General features: G+C 60.5%; 16 protein-coding genes. 15 read left to right on the plus strand and 1 reads right to left on the minus strand.

All coding sequences use genetic code 11. The annotated features are described in order from the left end of the window. Nucleotides 1-59: 59 nt before the first annotated feature. Nucleotides 60-434 carry a DUF6124 family protein gene (locus tag ACW9HX_RS27500; protein ID WP_457383002.1) on the minus strand — a complete coding sequence of 125 codons (375 nt, stop codon included), beginning with the start codon at nucleotides 432-434 and terminating at the stop codon, nucleotides 60-62. Nucleotides 435-1006: 572 nt separating this feature from the next. Here ACW9HX_RS27500 and ACW9HX_RS27505 point away from each other — a divergent pair. From ACW9HX_RS27505 to ACW9HX_RS27575, 15 genes are all read left to right on the plus strand, one after another. Continuing rightward, complete coding sequence (locus ACW9HX_RS27505; RefSeq protein ID WP_457383003.1) at nucleotides 1007-1675, plus strand: hypothetical protein; 669 nt, start codon at nucleotides 1007-1009, stop codon at nucleotides 1673-1675. 194 nt (nucleotides 1676-1869) lie between these two features. After that, on the plus strand, nucleotides 1870-3999 hold the full coding sequence (flhA, locus tag ACW9HX_RS27510) for a flagellar biosynthesis protein FlhA (protein WP_457383004.1): 2130 nt from the start codon (nucleotides 1870-1872) through the stop codon (nucleotides 3997-3999). Nucleotides 4000-4010: 11 nt separating this feature from the next. Then, on the plus strand, nucleotides 4011-5351 hold the full coding sequence (gene flhF, locus ACW9HX_RS27515) for a flagellar biosynthesis protein FlhF (RefSeq protein ID WP_457383005.1): 1341 nt from the start codon (nucleotides 4011-4013) through the stop codon (nucleotides 5349-5351). 113 nt (nucleotides 5352-5464) lie between these two features. Beyond that, the gene (gene fleN / locus ACW9HX_RS27520; RefSeq protein ID WP_003222917.1) at nucleotides 5465-6295 is read left to right on the plus strand and encodes a flagellar synthesis regulator FleN; all 831 of its coding nucleotides are present in this window, start codon (nucleotides 5465-5467) and stop codon (nucleotides 6293-6295) included. Beyond that, the gene (gene fliA / locus ACW9HX_RS27525; protein ID WP_011333070.1) at nucleotides 6292-7032 is read left to right on the plus strand and encodes an RNA polymerase sigma factor FliA; all 741 of its coding nucleotides are present in this window, start codon (nucleotides 6292-6294) and stop codon (nucleotides 7030-7032) included. Before fleN ends, fliA begins: the two co-directional genes overlap by 4 nt. A 167-nt stretch (nucleotides 7033-7199) precedes the next feature. Further along, nucleotides 7200-7571 (plus strand): chemotaxis response regulator CheY, encoded by a 372-nt coding sequence (locus ACW9HX_RS27530; RefSeq protein WP_003183998.1) that lies wholly within the window; start codon nucleotides 7200-7202, stop codon nucleotides 7569-7571. Between the two features lie 17 nt (nucleotides 7572-7588). Continuing rightward, on the plus strand, nucleotides 7589-8377 hold the full coding sequence (locus ACW9HX_RS27535) for a protein phosphatase CheZ (protein WP_096822164.1): 789 nt from the start codon (nucleotides 7589-7591) through the stop codon (nucleotides 8375-8377). A 39-nt stretch (nucleotides 8378-8416) separates the two neighbouring features. Beyond that, nucleotides 8417-10702 carry a chemotaxis protein CheA gene (locus tag ACW9HX_RS27540; RefSeq protein ID WP_457383006.1) on the plus strand — a complete coding sequence of 762 codons (2286 nt, stop codon included), beginning with the start codon at nucleotides 8417-8419 and terminating at the stop codon, nucleotides 10700-10702. 49 nt (nucleotides 10703-10751) lie between these two features. Next, on the plus strand, nucleotides 10752-11888 hold the full coding sequence (locus tag ACW9HX_RS27545; RefSeq protein ID WP_457383007.1) for a protein-glutamate methylesterase/protein-glutamine glutaminase: 1137 nt from the start codon (nucleotides 10752-10754) through the stop codon (nucleotides 11886-11888). Further along, the gene (locus tag ACW9HX_RS27550; RefSeq protein ID WP_096822161.1) at nucleotides 11888-12628 is read left to right on the plus strand and encodes a flagellar motor protein; all 741 of its coding nucleotides are present in this window, start codon (nucleotides 11888-11890) and stop codon (nucleotides 12626-12628) included. The genes ACW9HX_RS27545 and ACW9HX_RS27550 overlap by 1 nt, the downstream gene beginning before the upstream one ends. Nucleotides 12629-12640: 12 nt before the next feature. Next, the gene (gene motD, locus ACW9HX_RS27555; RefSeq protein ID WP_457383008.1) at nucleotides 12641-13531 is read left to right on the plus strand and encodes a flagellar motor protein MotD; all 891 of its coding nucleotides are present in this window, start codon (nucleotides 12641-12643) and stop codon (nucleotides 13529-13531) included. A 43-nt stretch (nucleotides 13532-13574) separates the two neighbouring features. Then, nucleotides 13575-14363 carry a ParA family protein gene (locus ACW9HX_RS27560; RefSeq protein ID WP_011333076.1) on the plus strand — a complete coding sequence of 263 codons (789 nt, stop codon included), beginning with the start codon at nucleotides 13575-13577 and terminating at the stop codon, nucleotides 14361-14363. 2 nt (nucleotides 14364-14365) lie between these two features. Continuing rightward, on the plus strand, nucleotides 14366-15325 hold the full coding sequence (locus ACW9HX_RS27565; protein ID WP_457383009.1) for a CheW domain-containing protein: 960 nt from the start codon (nucleotides 14366-14368) through the stop codon (nucleotides 15323-15325). Between the two features lie 84 nt (nucleotides 15326-15409). Next, the gene (locus ACW9HX_RS27570; protein ID WP_007959223.1) at nucleotides 15410-15895 is read left to right on the plus strand and encodes a chemotaxis protein CheW; all 486 of its coding nucleotides are present in this window, start codon (nucleotides 15410-15412) and stop codon (nucleotides 15893-15895) included. Beyond that, nucleotides 15896-16288 carry a DUF2802 domain-containing protein gene (locus tag ACW9HX_RS27575; RefSeq protein ID WP_096822158.1) on the plus strand — a complete coding sequence of 131 codons (393 nt, stop codon included), beginning with the start codon at nucleotides 15896-15898 and terminating at the stop codon, nucleotides 16286-16288. The last annotated feature ends 77 nt before the right edge of the window (nucleotides 16289-16365 follow it).

Here is a 16365-nt window from a genome sequence, read left to right on the forward strand (position 1 = left end):
CCTGTGGGAGCGGGCTTGCCCGCGAAGGCGTCAGTCGCTACGACGCATTTCTCAAGCCTTTACACGGAGGTCTGCGATGGCGGCAGTTCCAGATTATTCAGCACCCGATTCGCTGCCAGTTCCCCGAGCATGATCAATTGCCCGATGCCCGTCAGCGTCCTGCGCTGCGAGGCGGGCATGAGGTGAGCGAAGTCATTGGCGATGGTTCTGGCGGAAGCGAGAGTTTCGCAGAGCTCGACCAGCAGCTCTTCGTTTTTGAAGTCCGCAGTGACGGCATACATTCTGCGGGTTTTGCGCGGTGGTGGCGTGGAGCCGGGCGGGCAGAGATAGTGATCGAGGGCGCGGTCGGCGGCTTCGTGAAGCTTTCTGGATTCGAGGGATTCGTAGGGCGAGGCGGGGTCGGTTTCGGGTGGATTGGGTGTTGGTTTGATCATGGTGAAGCTCCTTTGGGGTGGAGCCGCCAAATCCAGTCGCTAAACAGGATGGGTGGCGGCTGTACGCAGGTTAGCGAACCGGTCAAAGGCACCCGGCAGACCGCAAGGGTCTCCCGCATACAGCCACCATGACGAAATTGCAGACATACAGATCCGCAACGAAGCCTGGAACGCTGGTGCACCTTTAATTCGAACCGAGTCGCTAAACCCGATCGCTGATTCGTCAGCGACCGACCCACAATAGAACCCGACCCCAAGGCGCACAAGCCGGCGGATTCTGGCGTAGCTGTAGGCAACGGCGCAAGGATTCGTAGCCTGTAAGGCGTGTCCGGAAGTGTCTTTTAAACACCAGTGTTTAAAAGGCACTTTTTGCTGGTAAATAGATACGTCCCCTTTTTCTCGTCCCTTTTTTACTGTGCCTTTTATCTGAAAAAACTCATTACCTGTCAGATCTGACAGTAGACAGGTTTCGCCCTCTGGCGCCCTATGAATCCGGCACTCTTGCTGTCATGAACTCGCGTCCCGTGAGTGTGGCGGCTGACGATTCTTTCATTGGAAGTCGGGGATTCATCATGGCGACGCGTATTTACCGAAAGCTGCCGGGCATGGAGCTGGAGTTTGTTTCAGGGAAGCTTGAAAGAGATGTGGCGCAGCGGGCCATCGTCTATGAGGTGGTGTTCAATCTGCGGCTGGATTTTCTCAACTTCATGGTCACGGCCAATCAGTACATTCCGAAATATCTGGACATCCCGATCAACGCGATCCGGCCTGAATTCAGCGGATTGGCCTATCACTACGCCTACAATTATTTCTTTGATGCAGCAGGCAAAATCCGCGATAACGCATCGTTGTTTGCCGTGTTTACGCATCCCGGTTATTACATGGATCAATGGTCGAGCGGGAGTGGCCCGGTGGAGCGTCGGTATGAAAAGCCCGCGTTCGTGGTCGTCAATAATCAGCTGCAAATGACAGCGAGACAGTACTTTCGCCTGAGTGCGGGCTCGCCCCCGATCGAGATACGTGACCTGCCGTTCCTGTCCTTCGAGTGGGCCCTGAATCTGATGGAGGGTGATGGCCGGTCCTCTGGCACTGCTCCTGAAACAAAGGTGGTGCTCATGCAGACTGACGAGGAAGTTGTCGATGTCGGTGGTAAAAGTGTGTTCAAGGGAACGCACTACCTCGATAACGCAGCGTTGTCTTTTGGTCCGATTACGCGGGCCCATGTTTTGGTTGCCGGTTGACCGGCTACCTTTCAATCCATCGCATTGCTCTGTCATTGGGGGCAGGCTTGTGCCGGGCTCGGTGCACTTGCCTCCATTCAGGTTCGTCGCCCCTCTATTTCAATCCCCCGCAAAAGTTGGAAGGCTTCTTGCAGTAGCCGCCGTGCGTCCGCTCTGGGCGTCAAAAGTTTGCTTTAAAGGAACGGGGAAAACCGGTGGATCGCTCTCAGTTAATCAACAGTGCTCGCTCGAACATTGCCGATCTCAGTCGGGGCAATCTGGGTGTGCCGCTGTTGCTGCTGGTCATGCTGGCAATGATGATGTTGCCGGTACCGCCGTTCCTGCTCGACGTGTTCTTCACCTTCAACATTGCCCTTTCCATCGTCGTGCTGCTGGTCTGCGTGTACGCGTTGCGGCCGCTCGATTTCGCGGTGTTCCCGACGATTCTGCTGGTGGCGACGTTGCTGCGACTGGCGCTGAACGTGGCGTCGACGCGGGTGGTGATGCTCCACGGTCAGGATGGCCACGCCGCTGCCGGTAAGGTGATTCAGGCCTTCGGTGAGGTGGTGATCGGCGGCAACTACGTGGTCGGTATCGTGGTCTTCGCGATTTTGATGATCATCAACTTCGTCGTAGTAACCAAAGGTGCCGGGCGGATTTCCGAGGTGAGCGCACGTTTCACCCTCGATGCGATGCCGGGCAAGCAAATGGCAATCGACGCCGACCTCAACGCCGGTCTGATTGACCAGACCCAGGCCAAGGCCCGTCGTTCCGAAGTCGCCCAAGAGGCTGAGTTTTACGGTTCGATGGACGGTGCCAGCAAGTTCGTTCGTGGTGACGCCATCGCCGGCCTGCTGATTCTGTTCATCAACCTGATCGGCGGCATGGCCGTCGGTATCTTCCAGCACAACATGAGTTTCGCTGATGCCGGCAAGGTTTATGCCTTGCTGACCATCGGTGACGGTTTAGTGGCGCAATTGCCATCACTGTTGTTATCTACAGCAGCGGCAATCATGGTGACCCGTGCTTCCGGTTCGGAAGACATGGGCAAGCAGATCAATCGCCAGATGTTCGCCTCGCCCAAAGCACTGGCGGTGGCTGCCGGCCTGATGGCGGTCATGGGCCTGGTGCCGGGCATGCCGCACTTCTCCTTCCTCAGCATGGCGGCACTGGCTGCCGGTGGTGCCTACCTGTTCTGGAAGAAGCAGAACGTCGCCAAGGTGCAGGCGCTGCAAGAGGTCAAACGTCAGCAGGAACTGCTGCCGTCGCCGGCTCGCGCCATGGAAACCAAGGAGCTGGGCTGGGACGACGTCACGCCAATCGACATGATCGGCCTGGAAGTCGGTTATCGCCTGATTCCACTGGTGGACCGCAACCAGGGCGGTCAGTTGCTGGCGCGGATCAAGGGCGTGCGCAAGAAGCTCTCGCAGGATCTGGGCTTCCTGATGCCGACCGTGCACATCCGCGACAACCTCGACCTGGCGCCGAGCGCCTATCGCCTGACCCTGATGGGCGTGATCCTGGCCGAAGCCGAGATCTACCCGGATCGTGAGCTGGCGATCAACCCGGGGCAGGTCTACGGCACGCTCAACGGGATTACCGCCAAAGATCCGGCTTTCGGCCTGGAGGCGGTGTGGATCGAAGTCAGTCAGCGCGCCCAGGCGCAATCGCTCGGTTACACCGTGGTGGACGCCAGTACCGTGGTCGCCACGCACTTGAACCAGATTCTGTACAAGCACTCCAGTGAGCTGATCGGGCACGAAGAAGTGCAGCAACTCATGCAATTGCTGGCCAAGAGCTCGCCAAAACTGGCCGAAGAGCTGGTTCCGGGTGTGGTGTCGCTGTCGCAACTGCTCAAGGTGCTGCAAGCGTTGCTGGCCGAACACGTGCCGGTGCGCGACATCCGCAGCATTGCCGAAGCCATCGCCAACAACGCCGCCAAGAGTCAAGATACCGCCGCGCTGGTGGCTGCCGTGCGCGTTGGCGTATCCCGTGCAATCGTCCAAAGCATTGTAGGGACTGAGTCCGAGCTGCCAGTTATCACTCTGGAGCCAAGGTTGGAACAAATATTGCTCAATAGTCTGCAGAAGGCAGGACAAGGCTCGGAAGAGGGCGTTCTGCTGGAACCAAGCATGGCCGAGAAGCTGCAGCGTTCGCTCATCGAAGCGGCGCAGCGTCAGGAAATGCAAGGTCAGCCGGTGATCCTGTTGGTAGCAGGCCCGGTTCGCGCGATGCTCTCGCGCTTTGGCCGCCTGGCAGTCCCTGGACTGCATGTGCTGGCCTACCAGGAAATTCCGGACAACAAGCAAGTGACCATCGTTGCGACAGTAGGGCCCAACGGCTGAGGTAGTGGTTTATGCAAGTTAAGCGTTTTTTCGCCGCCGATATGCGTCAGGCCATGAAGCTGGTTCGTGATGAGCTGGGCGCTGATGCCGCCATCATTGGCAACCGCCGCATTGCCGGCGGCGTCGAGCTGACGGCGGCGCTGGATTACAAACTCTCGGCGCTGGCGCCGCGGGTTCCGAACATGGAACTCGAAGACGAGTTGCGCAAGACCCAGTCGCGCATCGTCACCGCCCAGGCCGAACTGAGCATGCGCGGCGAAGCCGACGGCAGCACCAATCGCCAGTTGTTCTCCGGTCTGCCATTGACCGCCGGCCTGCCGCTGACGGCTGCCGAGCCTCTGACCGAGCCGACCTACGCCGCGCCGGCCCGTCCGGCACCTGCGCCTGCTCCGGTGTCCGCCGGCGTCGATCCGCGTGCGCTGGATTCGATGCGTTTCGAACTCAACAGCCTGCGCGAGCTGATGGAAGTGCAGCTCGGCACTCTGGCCTGGAATCAGCTGCAAGGCAGCCGTCCGGCCCAGGCCAATCTGTATCGTCGTCTGCAACGCATCGGCTTGTCCGGCCCGTTGTCCCGCGACCTGCTGGCGCTGACCAGCGATATCGAAGAACCTCGTCAGGCCTGGCGCATGTTGCTCGCGCACCTGGCACGGATGATCGCCACGCCGGAAGTCGAGCCGCTGGAAGAGGGCGGGATCATTGCCATGGTCGGCCCGGCCGGCATGGGCAAGACCACCACTTTGGCCAAGCTCGCGGCCCGTTACGTGCTCAAGTACGGCGCGCAGAACATTGCGCTGGTGAGCATGGACAGCTTCCGCATCGGTGCTCAGGAACAGTTGAAAACCCTGGGCCGGATCCTCAATGTGTCGGTAACCCACGTCGACCCGGGCCAGTCCCTGGTGCAGGCGCTGGATCCACTGCTGCGCAAGCGCGTGGTGCTGATCGATACCGCCGGCCTGCAGGCCAGCGATCCGGCACTGCGTATGCAGCTGGAAAGTCTGGCCAGTCGTGGCATTCGGTCAAAAAATTATCTGGTGCTCGCAACCACCAGCCAGAAACAGGTTCTAACCGCCGCTTATCACAGTTACAAGCGTTGCGGGCTCGCCGGGTGCATCCTGACTAAACTGGATGAGACGGCCAGCCTCGGCGAAGTGCTGAGCCTGGCAATCAGTCATGAACTGCCGGTCGCCTACCTGACCGACGGCCCTCGGATTCCGGATGATCTGCATCTGCCGCGCCGTCATCAGTTGGTCAGCCGCGCCGTCAGCGTGCAAATGCAGGAAGAACCCAGCGAAGAAGCCATGGCTGACATGTTCGCTGATATCTACCACAGTCCGACCAAGCAGGTTGGCTGAGGTAATGAACAGTTTTTGTACCTACATCGATGGTCTGCCATGCATTGTTCCGGTTGTGAACGCGCAGCCAGTAATGTGGCCTCCGTCTATGCAAGACAAGGTAAAGAAATAACATGGGCAGCATGCATCCCGTACAGGTGATCGCGGTGACCGGCGGCAAAGGTGGCGTCGGCAAGACTAACGTGTCAGTGAACTTGTCCCTGGCGCTGGCAGAGCTTGGCCGTCGGGTCATGCTGCTGGACGCCGACCTGGGTCTGGCGAACGTCGACGTTCTGCTGGGCCTCACTCCCAAACGCACCCTGGCCGATGTGATCGAGGGCCGCTGCGAACTGCGCGACGTGCTGTTGCAAGGTCCCGGCGGGATCCGCATCGTGCCGGCCGCTTCCGGCACCCAGAGCATGGTTCACCTGAGCCCGGCCCAGCATGCCGGTCTGATTCAGGCATTCAGCGACATCGGCGACAATCTCGATGTGCTGGTGATCGACACCGCTGCGGGTATTGGTGACTCGGTAGTCAGTTTCGTTCGCGCTGCGCAAGAAGTGTTGCTGGTGGTCTGCGACGAGCCGACCTCGATCACCGACGCCTACGCGCTGATCAAACTGCTCAACCGCGATTACGGCATGAACCGCTTCCGCGTCCTGGCCAACATGGCCCAGAGCCCGCAGGAAGGTCGCAATCTGTTCGCCAAGTTGACCAAGGTCACGGATCGCTTCCTCGACGTCGCCCTACAATACGTCGGTGCGGTGCCCTACGACGAAAGCGTGCGCAAGGCGGTGCAGAAGCAGCGTGCGGTCTATGAAGCCTTCCCGCGTTCCAAGTGCGCGCTGGCGTTCAAGGCGATCGCGCAGAAGGTCGACACCTGGCCGCTGCCCGCCAACCCGCGTGGTCACCTCGAATTTTTCGTCGAGCGCCTCGTGCAGCAAACGGCAGGACCTGTGCTATGACCGCCAGCGGTATGAATTTCTACAAGAAGTCGGCACGTGACGCGCAGTACGAGCTGATCGAGCGTTACGCGCCACTGGTCAAACGCATCGCCTATCACTTGCTGGCGCGATTGCCGGCCAGTGTGCAGGTCGAAGATCTGATTCAGGCCGGGATGATCGGCCTGTTGGAAGTCTCGACCAAATACGACGCCAGCAAAGGCGCCAGTTTCGAAACGTACGCGGGCATCCGGATCCGCGGCGCCATGCTCGATGAAGTACGCAAGGGGGACTGGGCACCGCGCTCGGTTCACCGCAACACCCGTATGGTCAGCGACGCGATTCGCTCGATTGAAGCTAAAACCGGCCGTGACGCTAAAGATCACGAGGTTGCGGCCGAACTCCAATTGAGTCTCGACGATTACTACGGGATTTTGAACGACACCCTGGGCAGCCGACTGTTCAGTTTCGACGACCTGCTGCAGGACGGCGAACACGAAGGGCTGCACGAGGATGGCGCCAGTGCTCATCTTGAGCCGTCGCGCGATCTGGAAGATGAGCGCTTCCAGGCTGCGTTGGCGGACGCGATTGCCAATTTGCCGGAGCGTGAGCGACTGGTGTTGGCGCTGTACTACGACGAAGAGCTGAACCTCAAGGAAATCGGTGAAGTCCTTGGCGTCAGTGAATCGCGGGTCAGCCAGTTACACAGCCAGTGCGCGGCCCGCTTGCGGGGGCGTTTGGGGGAGTGGCGAGCGCGCTGAAGGCAGTGTGGGGACGCTGCGAACGAGGCTGGTGCGGTGGTGAACGGCACCGGTCTTGCTCTGTTGTGCTCCAGACAGTCATCGAGTGCTACGCCGGATTGATTGAAATGGCGCGTCCAGGTGCTGGGCGCGTTTAAGACTGCTTGGAGGTCGAATTGAACAAAGACATGAAAATCCTCATCGTTGATGACTTCTCAACGATGCGGCGGATCATCAAGAACCTGTTGCGTGACCTTGGGTTCACCAACACCGTTGAAGCTGACGATGGCACCACCGCCATTCCGGTGCTCAACAGCGGCAGCATCGACTTTCTGGTGACCGACTGGAACATGCCTGGCATGACCGGTATCGACCTGCTGCGTCACGTGCGCGCCGATGAAAAACTCAAGCACTTGCCAGTGCTGATGGTGACCGCTGAAGCCAAGCGCGAGCAGATCATCGAAGCGGCCCAGGCCGGCGTTAACGGCTACGTGGTCAAACCTTTCACGGCTCAGGCGCTGAAAGAAAAAATCGAGAAGATTTTCGAACGCATCGGCTGATGACGCGCGGGGGAGCTATGGAGCATAACGAATCTTCACAGGGCGACTTCGAGTCGACTCTGAAAAAACACGCGGTCGAACTGGTCGAAAGCCTTGAAAAAGGCAGGTTCGGCGACGCTGTGCAACTGATCCATGAGCTCAATCAGACCCGTGACCGTGGCCTGTACCAGGAAGTGGGCAAGCTCACGCGCGAACTGCACAGTGCAATCGTCAACTTCCAGATCGACCCGCATATGCCGCAGGCCGAGGAAGTGTCGCAGATCACTGATGCGACCGAGCGTCTGGGCTATGTGGTCAAGCTGACTGAAGCGGCGGCCAACCGCACCATGGACCTGGTGGAAAGCGCCACGCCGGTGGTCAATGGTCTGGCTGACGAAGCCCAGGCCTTGAGTGCCGACTGGGGACGCTTCATGCGCCGTGAAGTCGGGGCTGAAGAGTTCCGCGAACTGGCGCGTCGGGTAGACGGTTTTCTGGCACGCAGCAGCGCGGACAACCGCGCGGTGTCGAGCAATCTGAACGACATTCTGCTCGCCCAGGATTACCAGGACCTCACCGGCCAGGTGATCAAGCGCGTGACCCAATTGGTCACCGAAGTCGAAAGCAACCTGCTCAAGCTCGTGCTCATGGCCAGTCAGGTTGACCGCTTTGCGGGCATCGAACATGACCGTGCAGCAATGCTCGCTGAAAAAGATCCACAAAAACATCTCTCGCAGGGTGAAGGTCCGCAGATTCATGCCGATAAACGAGAAGACGTTGTGTCCGGTCAGGACGATGTGGACGATTTGCTATCCAGCCTTGGATTTTGAGTTTTTTTGGGTTTTTAGACCTGTAGGAGCACCCCATTAATGAGCTTCGGCGCCGATGAAGAGATCCTTCAGGATTTCCTGGTTGAGGCCGGCGAGATTCTTGAGCAACTGTCCGAACAACTGGTCGAGCTGGAAAGCCGCCCGGATGACGCAGATCTGCTCAACGCAATTTTTCGCGGTTTCCACACTGTAAAAGGGGGCGCCGGCTTCCTTCAGCTCAATGAGCTGGTGGAGTGCTGTCACATCGCCGAAAACGTGTTCGACATCTTGCGCAAGGGTGAGCGTCGCGTAGATGCAGAACTGATGGACGTGGTGCTTGAAGCGCTGGACGCGGTGAACAGCATGTTCAGCGAAGTCCGCGATCGTAGCCCGATCACCGCCGCCACCCCGGAACTGCTGGCCGCCCTGGCGCGCCTGGCTGAGCCGCAATCGGCGGATGAAGCCCCGGCTTCCCCTGTTGCCGAGATGATCGAAGAACTGGTCGTCGAAGGCGATTCGGGCGATATCACCGATAACGAATTTGAACAGCTGCTGGACTCGCTGAACGCCGTCAAGGCTGAAGCCGAAGCCCCGGCGGCTGCCGCTGCGCCTGCTTCCGATGAAGCAGCCAGTGATGAAATTACCGACGCCGAGTTCGAGTCGCTGCTCGACCAGTTGCACGGCAAGGGCCAGTTCGCGGCCGACGCCGTGGCACCGGCTGCCGCGGCTCCTGCTGCTCCTGCTGCTCCTGCCGCTCCGGCGGCGGGCGACAGTTCGGACATCACCGACGACGAATTCGAAGCCTTGCTCGATCAGTTGCACGGCAAGGGCAACTTTGCCGTCGATGCGCTGGAGTCGGCGATTGCTTCCGTCCCTGCGAATGCTGCCCCGGCAGCGGCTGCGGCCGGTAGCGATTTGATCAGCGACCACGAGTTCGAATCGCTGCTTGACGATCTGCATGGCAAAGGCAAGTTCACTGACGTCGCCACCGGTGCCGTCGTGACTGCCAGCAATGCTTCTGCTGTTGCTGCGCCTGCCGCCAAGGCCCCGGCCGCTGCGGCAAAACCTGCTGCAAAAGCGCCTGAGCCTAAGGCCGAACCGGCCAAGCCAGCCGCTGCTGCACCGGCTCCGGCCCGTGCACCGGCGACGCCGCCACCGGAAAAACCGGCAAGCGAAGCCGAAACCACCGTTCGTGTGGACACCGCGCGTCTCGACGAAATCATGAACATGGTCGGCGAGCTGGTACTGGTGCGTAACCGTCTGGTGCGTCTGGGCCTGAACAGCGGCGACGAGTCGATGCAGAAGGCCGTGTCGAACCTCGACGTGGTCACCGCCGACTTGCAGACCGCCGTCATGAAGACCCGGATGCAGCCGATCAAGAAAGTCTTCGGCCGCTTCCCGCGTCTGGTTCGCGACCTGGCGCGTCAGCTCAAGAAAGAGATCAACCTGGAACTGGTGGGCGAAGAGACCGACCTCGACAAGAACCTCGTCGAGGCACTGGCCGACCCGCTGGTCCACTTGGTGCGCAACGCGGTCGACCACGGCATCGAGTCGCCGGAAGAACGCGAAGCTTCGGGCAAGGCACGTGGCGGCAAGGTGATTCTGGCTGCCGAGCAGGAAGGCGACCACATCCTGCTGTCGATCTCCGACGACGGCAAAGGCATGGACCCGAACGTCCTGCGTGCCATCGCCGTGAAACGCGGTGTGATGGACAAGGATGCCGCCGATCGCCTGAGCGATACCGAATGCTACAACCTGATTTTCGCCCCGGGTTTCTCGACCAAGACCGAGATCTCCGACGTGTCCGGCCGCGGTGTGGGCATGGACGTGGTGAAGACCAAGATTTCCCAGCTCAACGGTTCGATCAACATCTACTCGACCAAGGGCCAGGGCTCGAAGATCGTCATCAAGGTACCACTGACGCTGGCGATCATGCCGACCCTGATGGTGATGCTCGGCAACCAGGCGTTCGCGTTCCCGCTGGTGAACGTCAACGAAATCTTCCACCTCGACCTGTCGACCACCAACGTGGTGGATGGCCAGGAAGTGGTGATCGTGCGGGACAAGGCGCTGCCATTGTTCTACCTCAAGCGCTGGCTGGTCAGCTCCGCGGCTCACGAAGAGCAGCGCGAAGGCCATGTGGTGATCCTCTCGGTGGGCACCCAGCGGATCGGCTTCGTCGTCGATCAACTGGTCGGCCAGGAAGAAGTGGTCATCAAGCCATTGGGCAAAATGCTGCAGGGAACCCCGGGCATGTCCGGCGCCACCATTACCGGTGACGGCCGCATTGCGCTGATTCTCGATGTTCCAAGCATGCTCAAGCGTTACGCCGCACGGCGTATTTGAATCCGGGGCAGCGGGGCGACAACGTCCCGCTGCACCTAATGGAGTGTTTATGGCAGTCAAAGTCCTGGTGGTGGACGATTCGGGTTTTTTCCGCCGCCGCGTCTCGGAAATTCTTTCAGCGGATCCGAGCATCCAGGTTGTCGGTACGGCAACCAACGGTAAAGAGGCGATCGATCAGGCCCTGGCCCTCAAGCCGGACGTGATCACCATGGACTACGAGATGCCGATGATGGATGGCATCACGGCAGTGCGGCACATCATGCAGCGCTGCCCGACCCCGGTGTTGATGTTCTCCTCGCTGACCCATGAAGGCGCCCGGGTAACCCTGGATGCGCTGGATGCCGGCGCGGTGGATTTCCTGCCGAAGAATTTCGAAGACATCTCCCGCAATCCGGAGAAGGTCAAGCAACTGCTGTGCGAGAAGGTTCACAGTATCTCGCGCAGTAACCGTCGTTTCAGTGCCTACAGTGCGCCGGCGCCTGCCGCTGCGCCTGCGCCGACTCCGACTCCGGCACCGGCGCCGTCGAGCTTTGGCAGCCACAGTGCTCCGGCTCGTCCGGCACCCGCGCCTGCACCGGCTCGCGCTCCGGCTGCCAGTGCTTCGTCGGCAGCGCCGAAACGCAAAGCCTACAAGCTGGTGGCTATCGGCACGTCGACCGGCGGCCCGGTTGCCCTGCAACGGGTTCTGACCCAGTTGCCGGCCAACTTCCCGGCGCCGATCGTGCTGATCCAGCACATGCCGGCAGCCTTCACCAAGGCGTTCGCCGAGCGTCTGGACAAGCTGTGCCGTATCAGCGTCAAGGAAGCCGAGGATGGCGACATCCTGCGTCCGGGCCTGGCCCTGCTGGCACCGGGTGGCAAGCAGATGATGATCGACGGCCGTGGCGCGGTGAAAATCCTGCCGGGCGACGAGCGTCTGAACTACAAGCCTTGCGTGGATATCACCTTTGGTTCCGCGGCGAAATCCTACAGTGACAAAGTTCTGGCGGTTGTACTGACCGGCATGGGCGCCGACGGCCGCGAAGGCGCACGCCTGCTCAAGCAGGGCGGCAGCACGGTCTGGGCTCAGGATGAAGCCAGCTGCGTGATCTACGGCATGCCGATGGCGATCGTCAAAGCCGACCTCGCAGATGCGGTGTACGGCCTGGACGATATCGGCAAGCACATCGTCGAGGCGTGTATCTGATGGATGTTCTAAGCCTTATCGGGATCATCATGGCGTTTGTCGCCATCATCGGCGGCAACTACCTTGAAGGCGGCCACCTCGGCGCGCTGGCCAATGGTCCGGCGGCGCTGATCGTGCTGGGTGGCACCATCGGTGCCGCGCTGCTGCAATCACCGATGAGCGCGTTCAAGCGCGCCATGCAGATTCTGGCCTGGATTTTCTTCCCGCCGCGTGTGGATCTGGCCGGCGGCATCGACCGCGTGGTCAACTGGAGCCTCACCGCACGCAAGGAAGGCCTGCTGGGTCTGGAAGGCGTTGCGGATGCCGAGCCTGATGCCTACTCGCGCAAAGGCTTGCAACTGCTGGTCGACGGCGCCGAGCCGGAAGCGATTCGCAGCATCCTCGAAGTGGATTTCTACACCCAGGAAGCCCGCGACATCGAGGCCGCCAAGGTCTTTGAAAGCATGGGCGGCTACGCGCCGACCATCGGTATCATCGGTGCGGTGATGGGCCTTATCCACGTGATGGGCAACCTGGCCGATCCGACGCAACTGGGCAGCGGCATCGCCGTGGCGTTTGTCGCCACCATCTACGGTGTGGCCAGTGCCAACCTGATCCTGCTGCCGGTGGCAGCCAAATTGAAGTCAATCGCGTTGCGGCAGTCGCGTTATCGCGAAATGTTGTTGGAAGGCATTTTGTCGATCGCCGAAGGTGAAAACCCACGCTCCATCGAGTTGAAGCTTCAGGGCTTCATGGATTAAGGGACTAACCTCATGGCACGTCGTCGCCAACATGAAGAGCATGTAAACCATGAACGCTGGCTGGTTTCCTATGCCGACTTCATCACCTTGCTGTTCGCTTTTTTCGTGGTGATGTACTCCATCTCGTCGATCAACGAAGGCAAGTACAAGGTCATCTCCGAAGCGCTGATCGGAGTCTTCACCGACTCCGACCGCTCGCTCAAGCCGATCCCGATCGGCGAAGAACGGCCGAAGACCGTGACTCCGGCCAAGCCGCTGGTCAAGGACGCCGAACAGGTCGATGCCGGCATCGCCGGGGCCAGCGATCCGCTGAAAAGCATCGCCGACGATATCAGCGCCGCGTTCGGCGACCTGATCGCTTCGAACCAGATGACCGTGCGCGGCAACGAACTGTGGGTCGAGATCGAACTCAACTCCAGCCTGTTGTTCGGCAGCGGTGATGCGATGCCGAGCGACATCGCGTTCAACATCATCGACAAGGTTGCAGCGATCCTCAAACCGTTCGACAACCCGATCCACGTCGAAGGCTTCACTGACGATCAACCGATCCGTACGGCGCAGTATCCGACCAACTGGGAACTGTCCTCGGCGCGTTCGGCGAGCATCGTGCGCATGCTGGCGATGCAGGGCGTCAACCCTGGCCGTCTGGCCTCGGTGGGCTACGGCGAATTCCAGCCGGTGGCCAACAACGCCACCGCTGAAGGCCGGGCGAAGAACCGTCGTGTGGTGCTGGTGGTGTCGCGCAATCTCGATGTACGTCGCAGCCTCACCGGCACCGGAACCGCCCATGCGCAACCGGATGCCGCATTGAAGCGTGCTGGCACACAAACTGCACCGACCCCGGTCAAGACGCCGGGACGCGAGAGTGCCGTCAATTCTCCGTCGCCCGCATTAATACGCTGAGCCATGTCTCGGCCGAGCATCTCGGCCGGGAGGAACGATCCGAATGAGAGTCTGGGCAGTCGCCAATCAAAAGGGTGGTGTTGGTAAAACCACTTCTTCCATCGCTTTAGCCGGTTTGCTGGCAGAGGCGGGCAAACGCGTGGTCGTGGTCGATCTCGACCCGCACGGCTCGATGACCAGCTATTTCGGCTATGACCCCGACAGCCTGGAGCACAGCAACTACGACCTGTTCCTGCACAAGGGCGGTGTGCCGCAAGGCCTGCCGGGCCAGTTGTTGCTGTCGACCAGTGATGAACGCATTTCCCTTCTGCCGTCCAGCACCGCGCTGGCCACCCTCGAGCGTCAGTCGCCGGGGCAGAGTGGCCTGGGCCTGGTGATCGCCAAGAGTCTGGCGCAACTGTGGCAGGACTTCGATTACGCGATCATCGACAGCCCGCCGTTGCTCGGCGTGTTGATGGTCAACGCTTTGGCCGCAAGCCAGCAATTGGTGATCCCGGTACAGACCGAGCACCTGGCCGTCAAAGGCCTGGAGCGCATGGTCAACACCCTGGCGATGATCAACCGCTCGCGCAAACAGGCGCTGCCGTTCAGCATCGTGCCGACTCTGTTCGACCGCCGCACCCAGGCGTCGATGGGCACCTTGCGCGTGCTGCGCGACAAATTCCCCGACGAGATCTGGCAGGGTTATATCCCGGTCGATACTCGTCTGCGCGACGCCAGCCGTGCCGGTGTCACGCCTTCGCAGTTCGACGGCAAGAGCCGTGGCGTGCTGGCCTACCGCGCGTTGCTCAAGCATCTGCTGGCGCAACAACTCGTTCCGCAGGTGGCCTGAGCATGAATCGGCCGATCAAACTGACTTCGCGTCCGCAACTGGCTTTGCAGTCCTATCTGGACAGCTTGCTGGAGGATGTGACGGAAGAGATCCCGCAGGAAATCGAGGCGCCGGTCGAAGTGGTTGAAAGCGCTGCGGTACTGGATGAGTTCCAGGCTGCGGTGCTTGAAGAACAGGCCCGCGATGCACAGAAAGCAGCCCGGCCTGCTGCCCCGGTTGCAGCACCCGCCACCGTGGCGGCCAAGGCTCCGGCACCGCTGATCAAGGAGCCCGAGCCGGTGCGTGTGGTGTCGACGCTCGCGCCGCTGCTGCAGACCCAACTTCTGCATGCGCAACCCGAGCCGGCTCCGGTCGAGGTGCCAGCACCAGTTGCGGCGCCGGTCGAGCAAGTTGTCGAGCAGGCACTGGTTGCGCCGCTGGTCGAAGTGCATCTGCCACCAAGCAATACACCGCCACCGGTGGAAACCGACGGTCGTCCGGCCTGGGCGTCTGAAGCCTTCGAATGCCTGTTGTTCGATGTCGCCGGGCTGACCCTGGCGGTGCCGCTGGTGTGCCTCGGCTCGATCTATTCGCTGGCCGGCCATGAGCTGACGCCGCTGTTCGGTCAGCCGGAGTGGTTCCTCGGCATCCTGCCAAGCCAGGCCGGGAACCTGAAGGTGCTGGACACCGCGCGCTGGGTCATGCCGGATCGCTATCGCGATGACTTCCGTCAGGGCCTGCAGTACGTGATTTCGGTACAAGGTTACGAGTGGGGCCTGGCGGTGCATCAGGTCAGTCGCTCGTTGCGCCTGGATCCGAATGAAATCAAATGGAGAAGTCACCGGGGTCAGCGGCCATGGCTCGCGGGCACGGTGATTGAACACATGTGCGCCTTGCTCGATGTCTCCGCTCTGGCCGAGTTGATCGCCAGCGGTGGGGCAAAGCACATGTCCGGCAGTAAGCCGAACCACAAACCGACATAACACTTACATAACAGACAGACGCCGGCATTCAATGCCGGCACACGAGACACACACCGCCATTGCGGTATTTCGAGGGGCTAGGGTATGAACGACAAGGCGACGGCGGCAAAGGGTTCCGAAGATCCGATCCTGCAATGGGTAACCTTCAAGCTGGACAATGAAACCTACGGCATCAACGTGATGCGCGTTCAGGAAGTCCTGCGCTACACCGAAATCGCTCCGGTTCCGGGCGCGCCAAGCTACGTGCTGGGCATCATCAACCTGCGCGGCAACGTGGTGACCGTGATCGACACCCGTCAGCGCTTCGGCCTGATGAGCGGCGAGATCAGCGACAACACCCGTATCGTCATCATCGAAGCCGACAAGCAAGTTGTGGGCATCATGGTCGACAGCGTCGCTGAAGTGGTTTACCTGCGTCAGTCGGAAATCGAGACCGCACCGAACGTCGGTAACGAAGAGTCGGCCAAGTTCATCCAGGGCGTGTGCAACAAGAACAACGAGTTGCTGATCCTGGTCGAGCTGGACAAGATGATGAGCGAAGAAGAATGGTCGGAACTGGAGAATATCTGATTGATTCTCGAGGTAGCGGTCATTGTCCTGTTCCTGTTCTGGGCAGGCACGCTGGCGATGTTTCTGGCGTACATCAAGGCGCAGCGCGTGATCGCAGCGCAACAGGCCCAGGGCGATGCGCTGCGTGATCAGCGCATCAAGGACCTGGCCAAGCGTGTCGACGATTACCAGAACGGCAACGTGCGCATGGGCGAAGCCCTGCACGAACTGCGCGCGGTCGTCGGGCCGATCCCGGACAAGCTCGCCCAGCTCGAACAGCGCGACCCTTCCAGCCTGTCATTCGCTCAAGCGGCGAAACTGGTCGGAATGGGCGCGAGTGTCGATGAGCTGACTCAGTCCTGCGGGTTGACCCAGGCTGAGGCGGAGTTGATGCGCAAGCTGCACAAGAACTGATTGTTGCGTTGAGGCTAATGGCCTATTCGCGAGCAAGCCCGCTCCCACATTCGACGGCATTCCTTCAATAGGATCGC

This window comes from Pseudomonas sp. SDO52101_S400 (assembly GCF_054071635.1).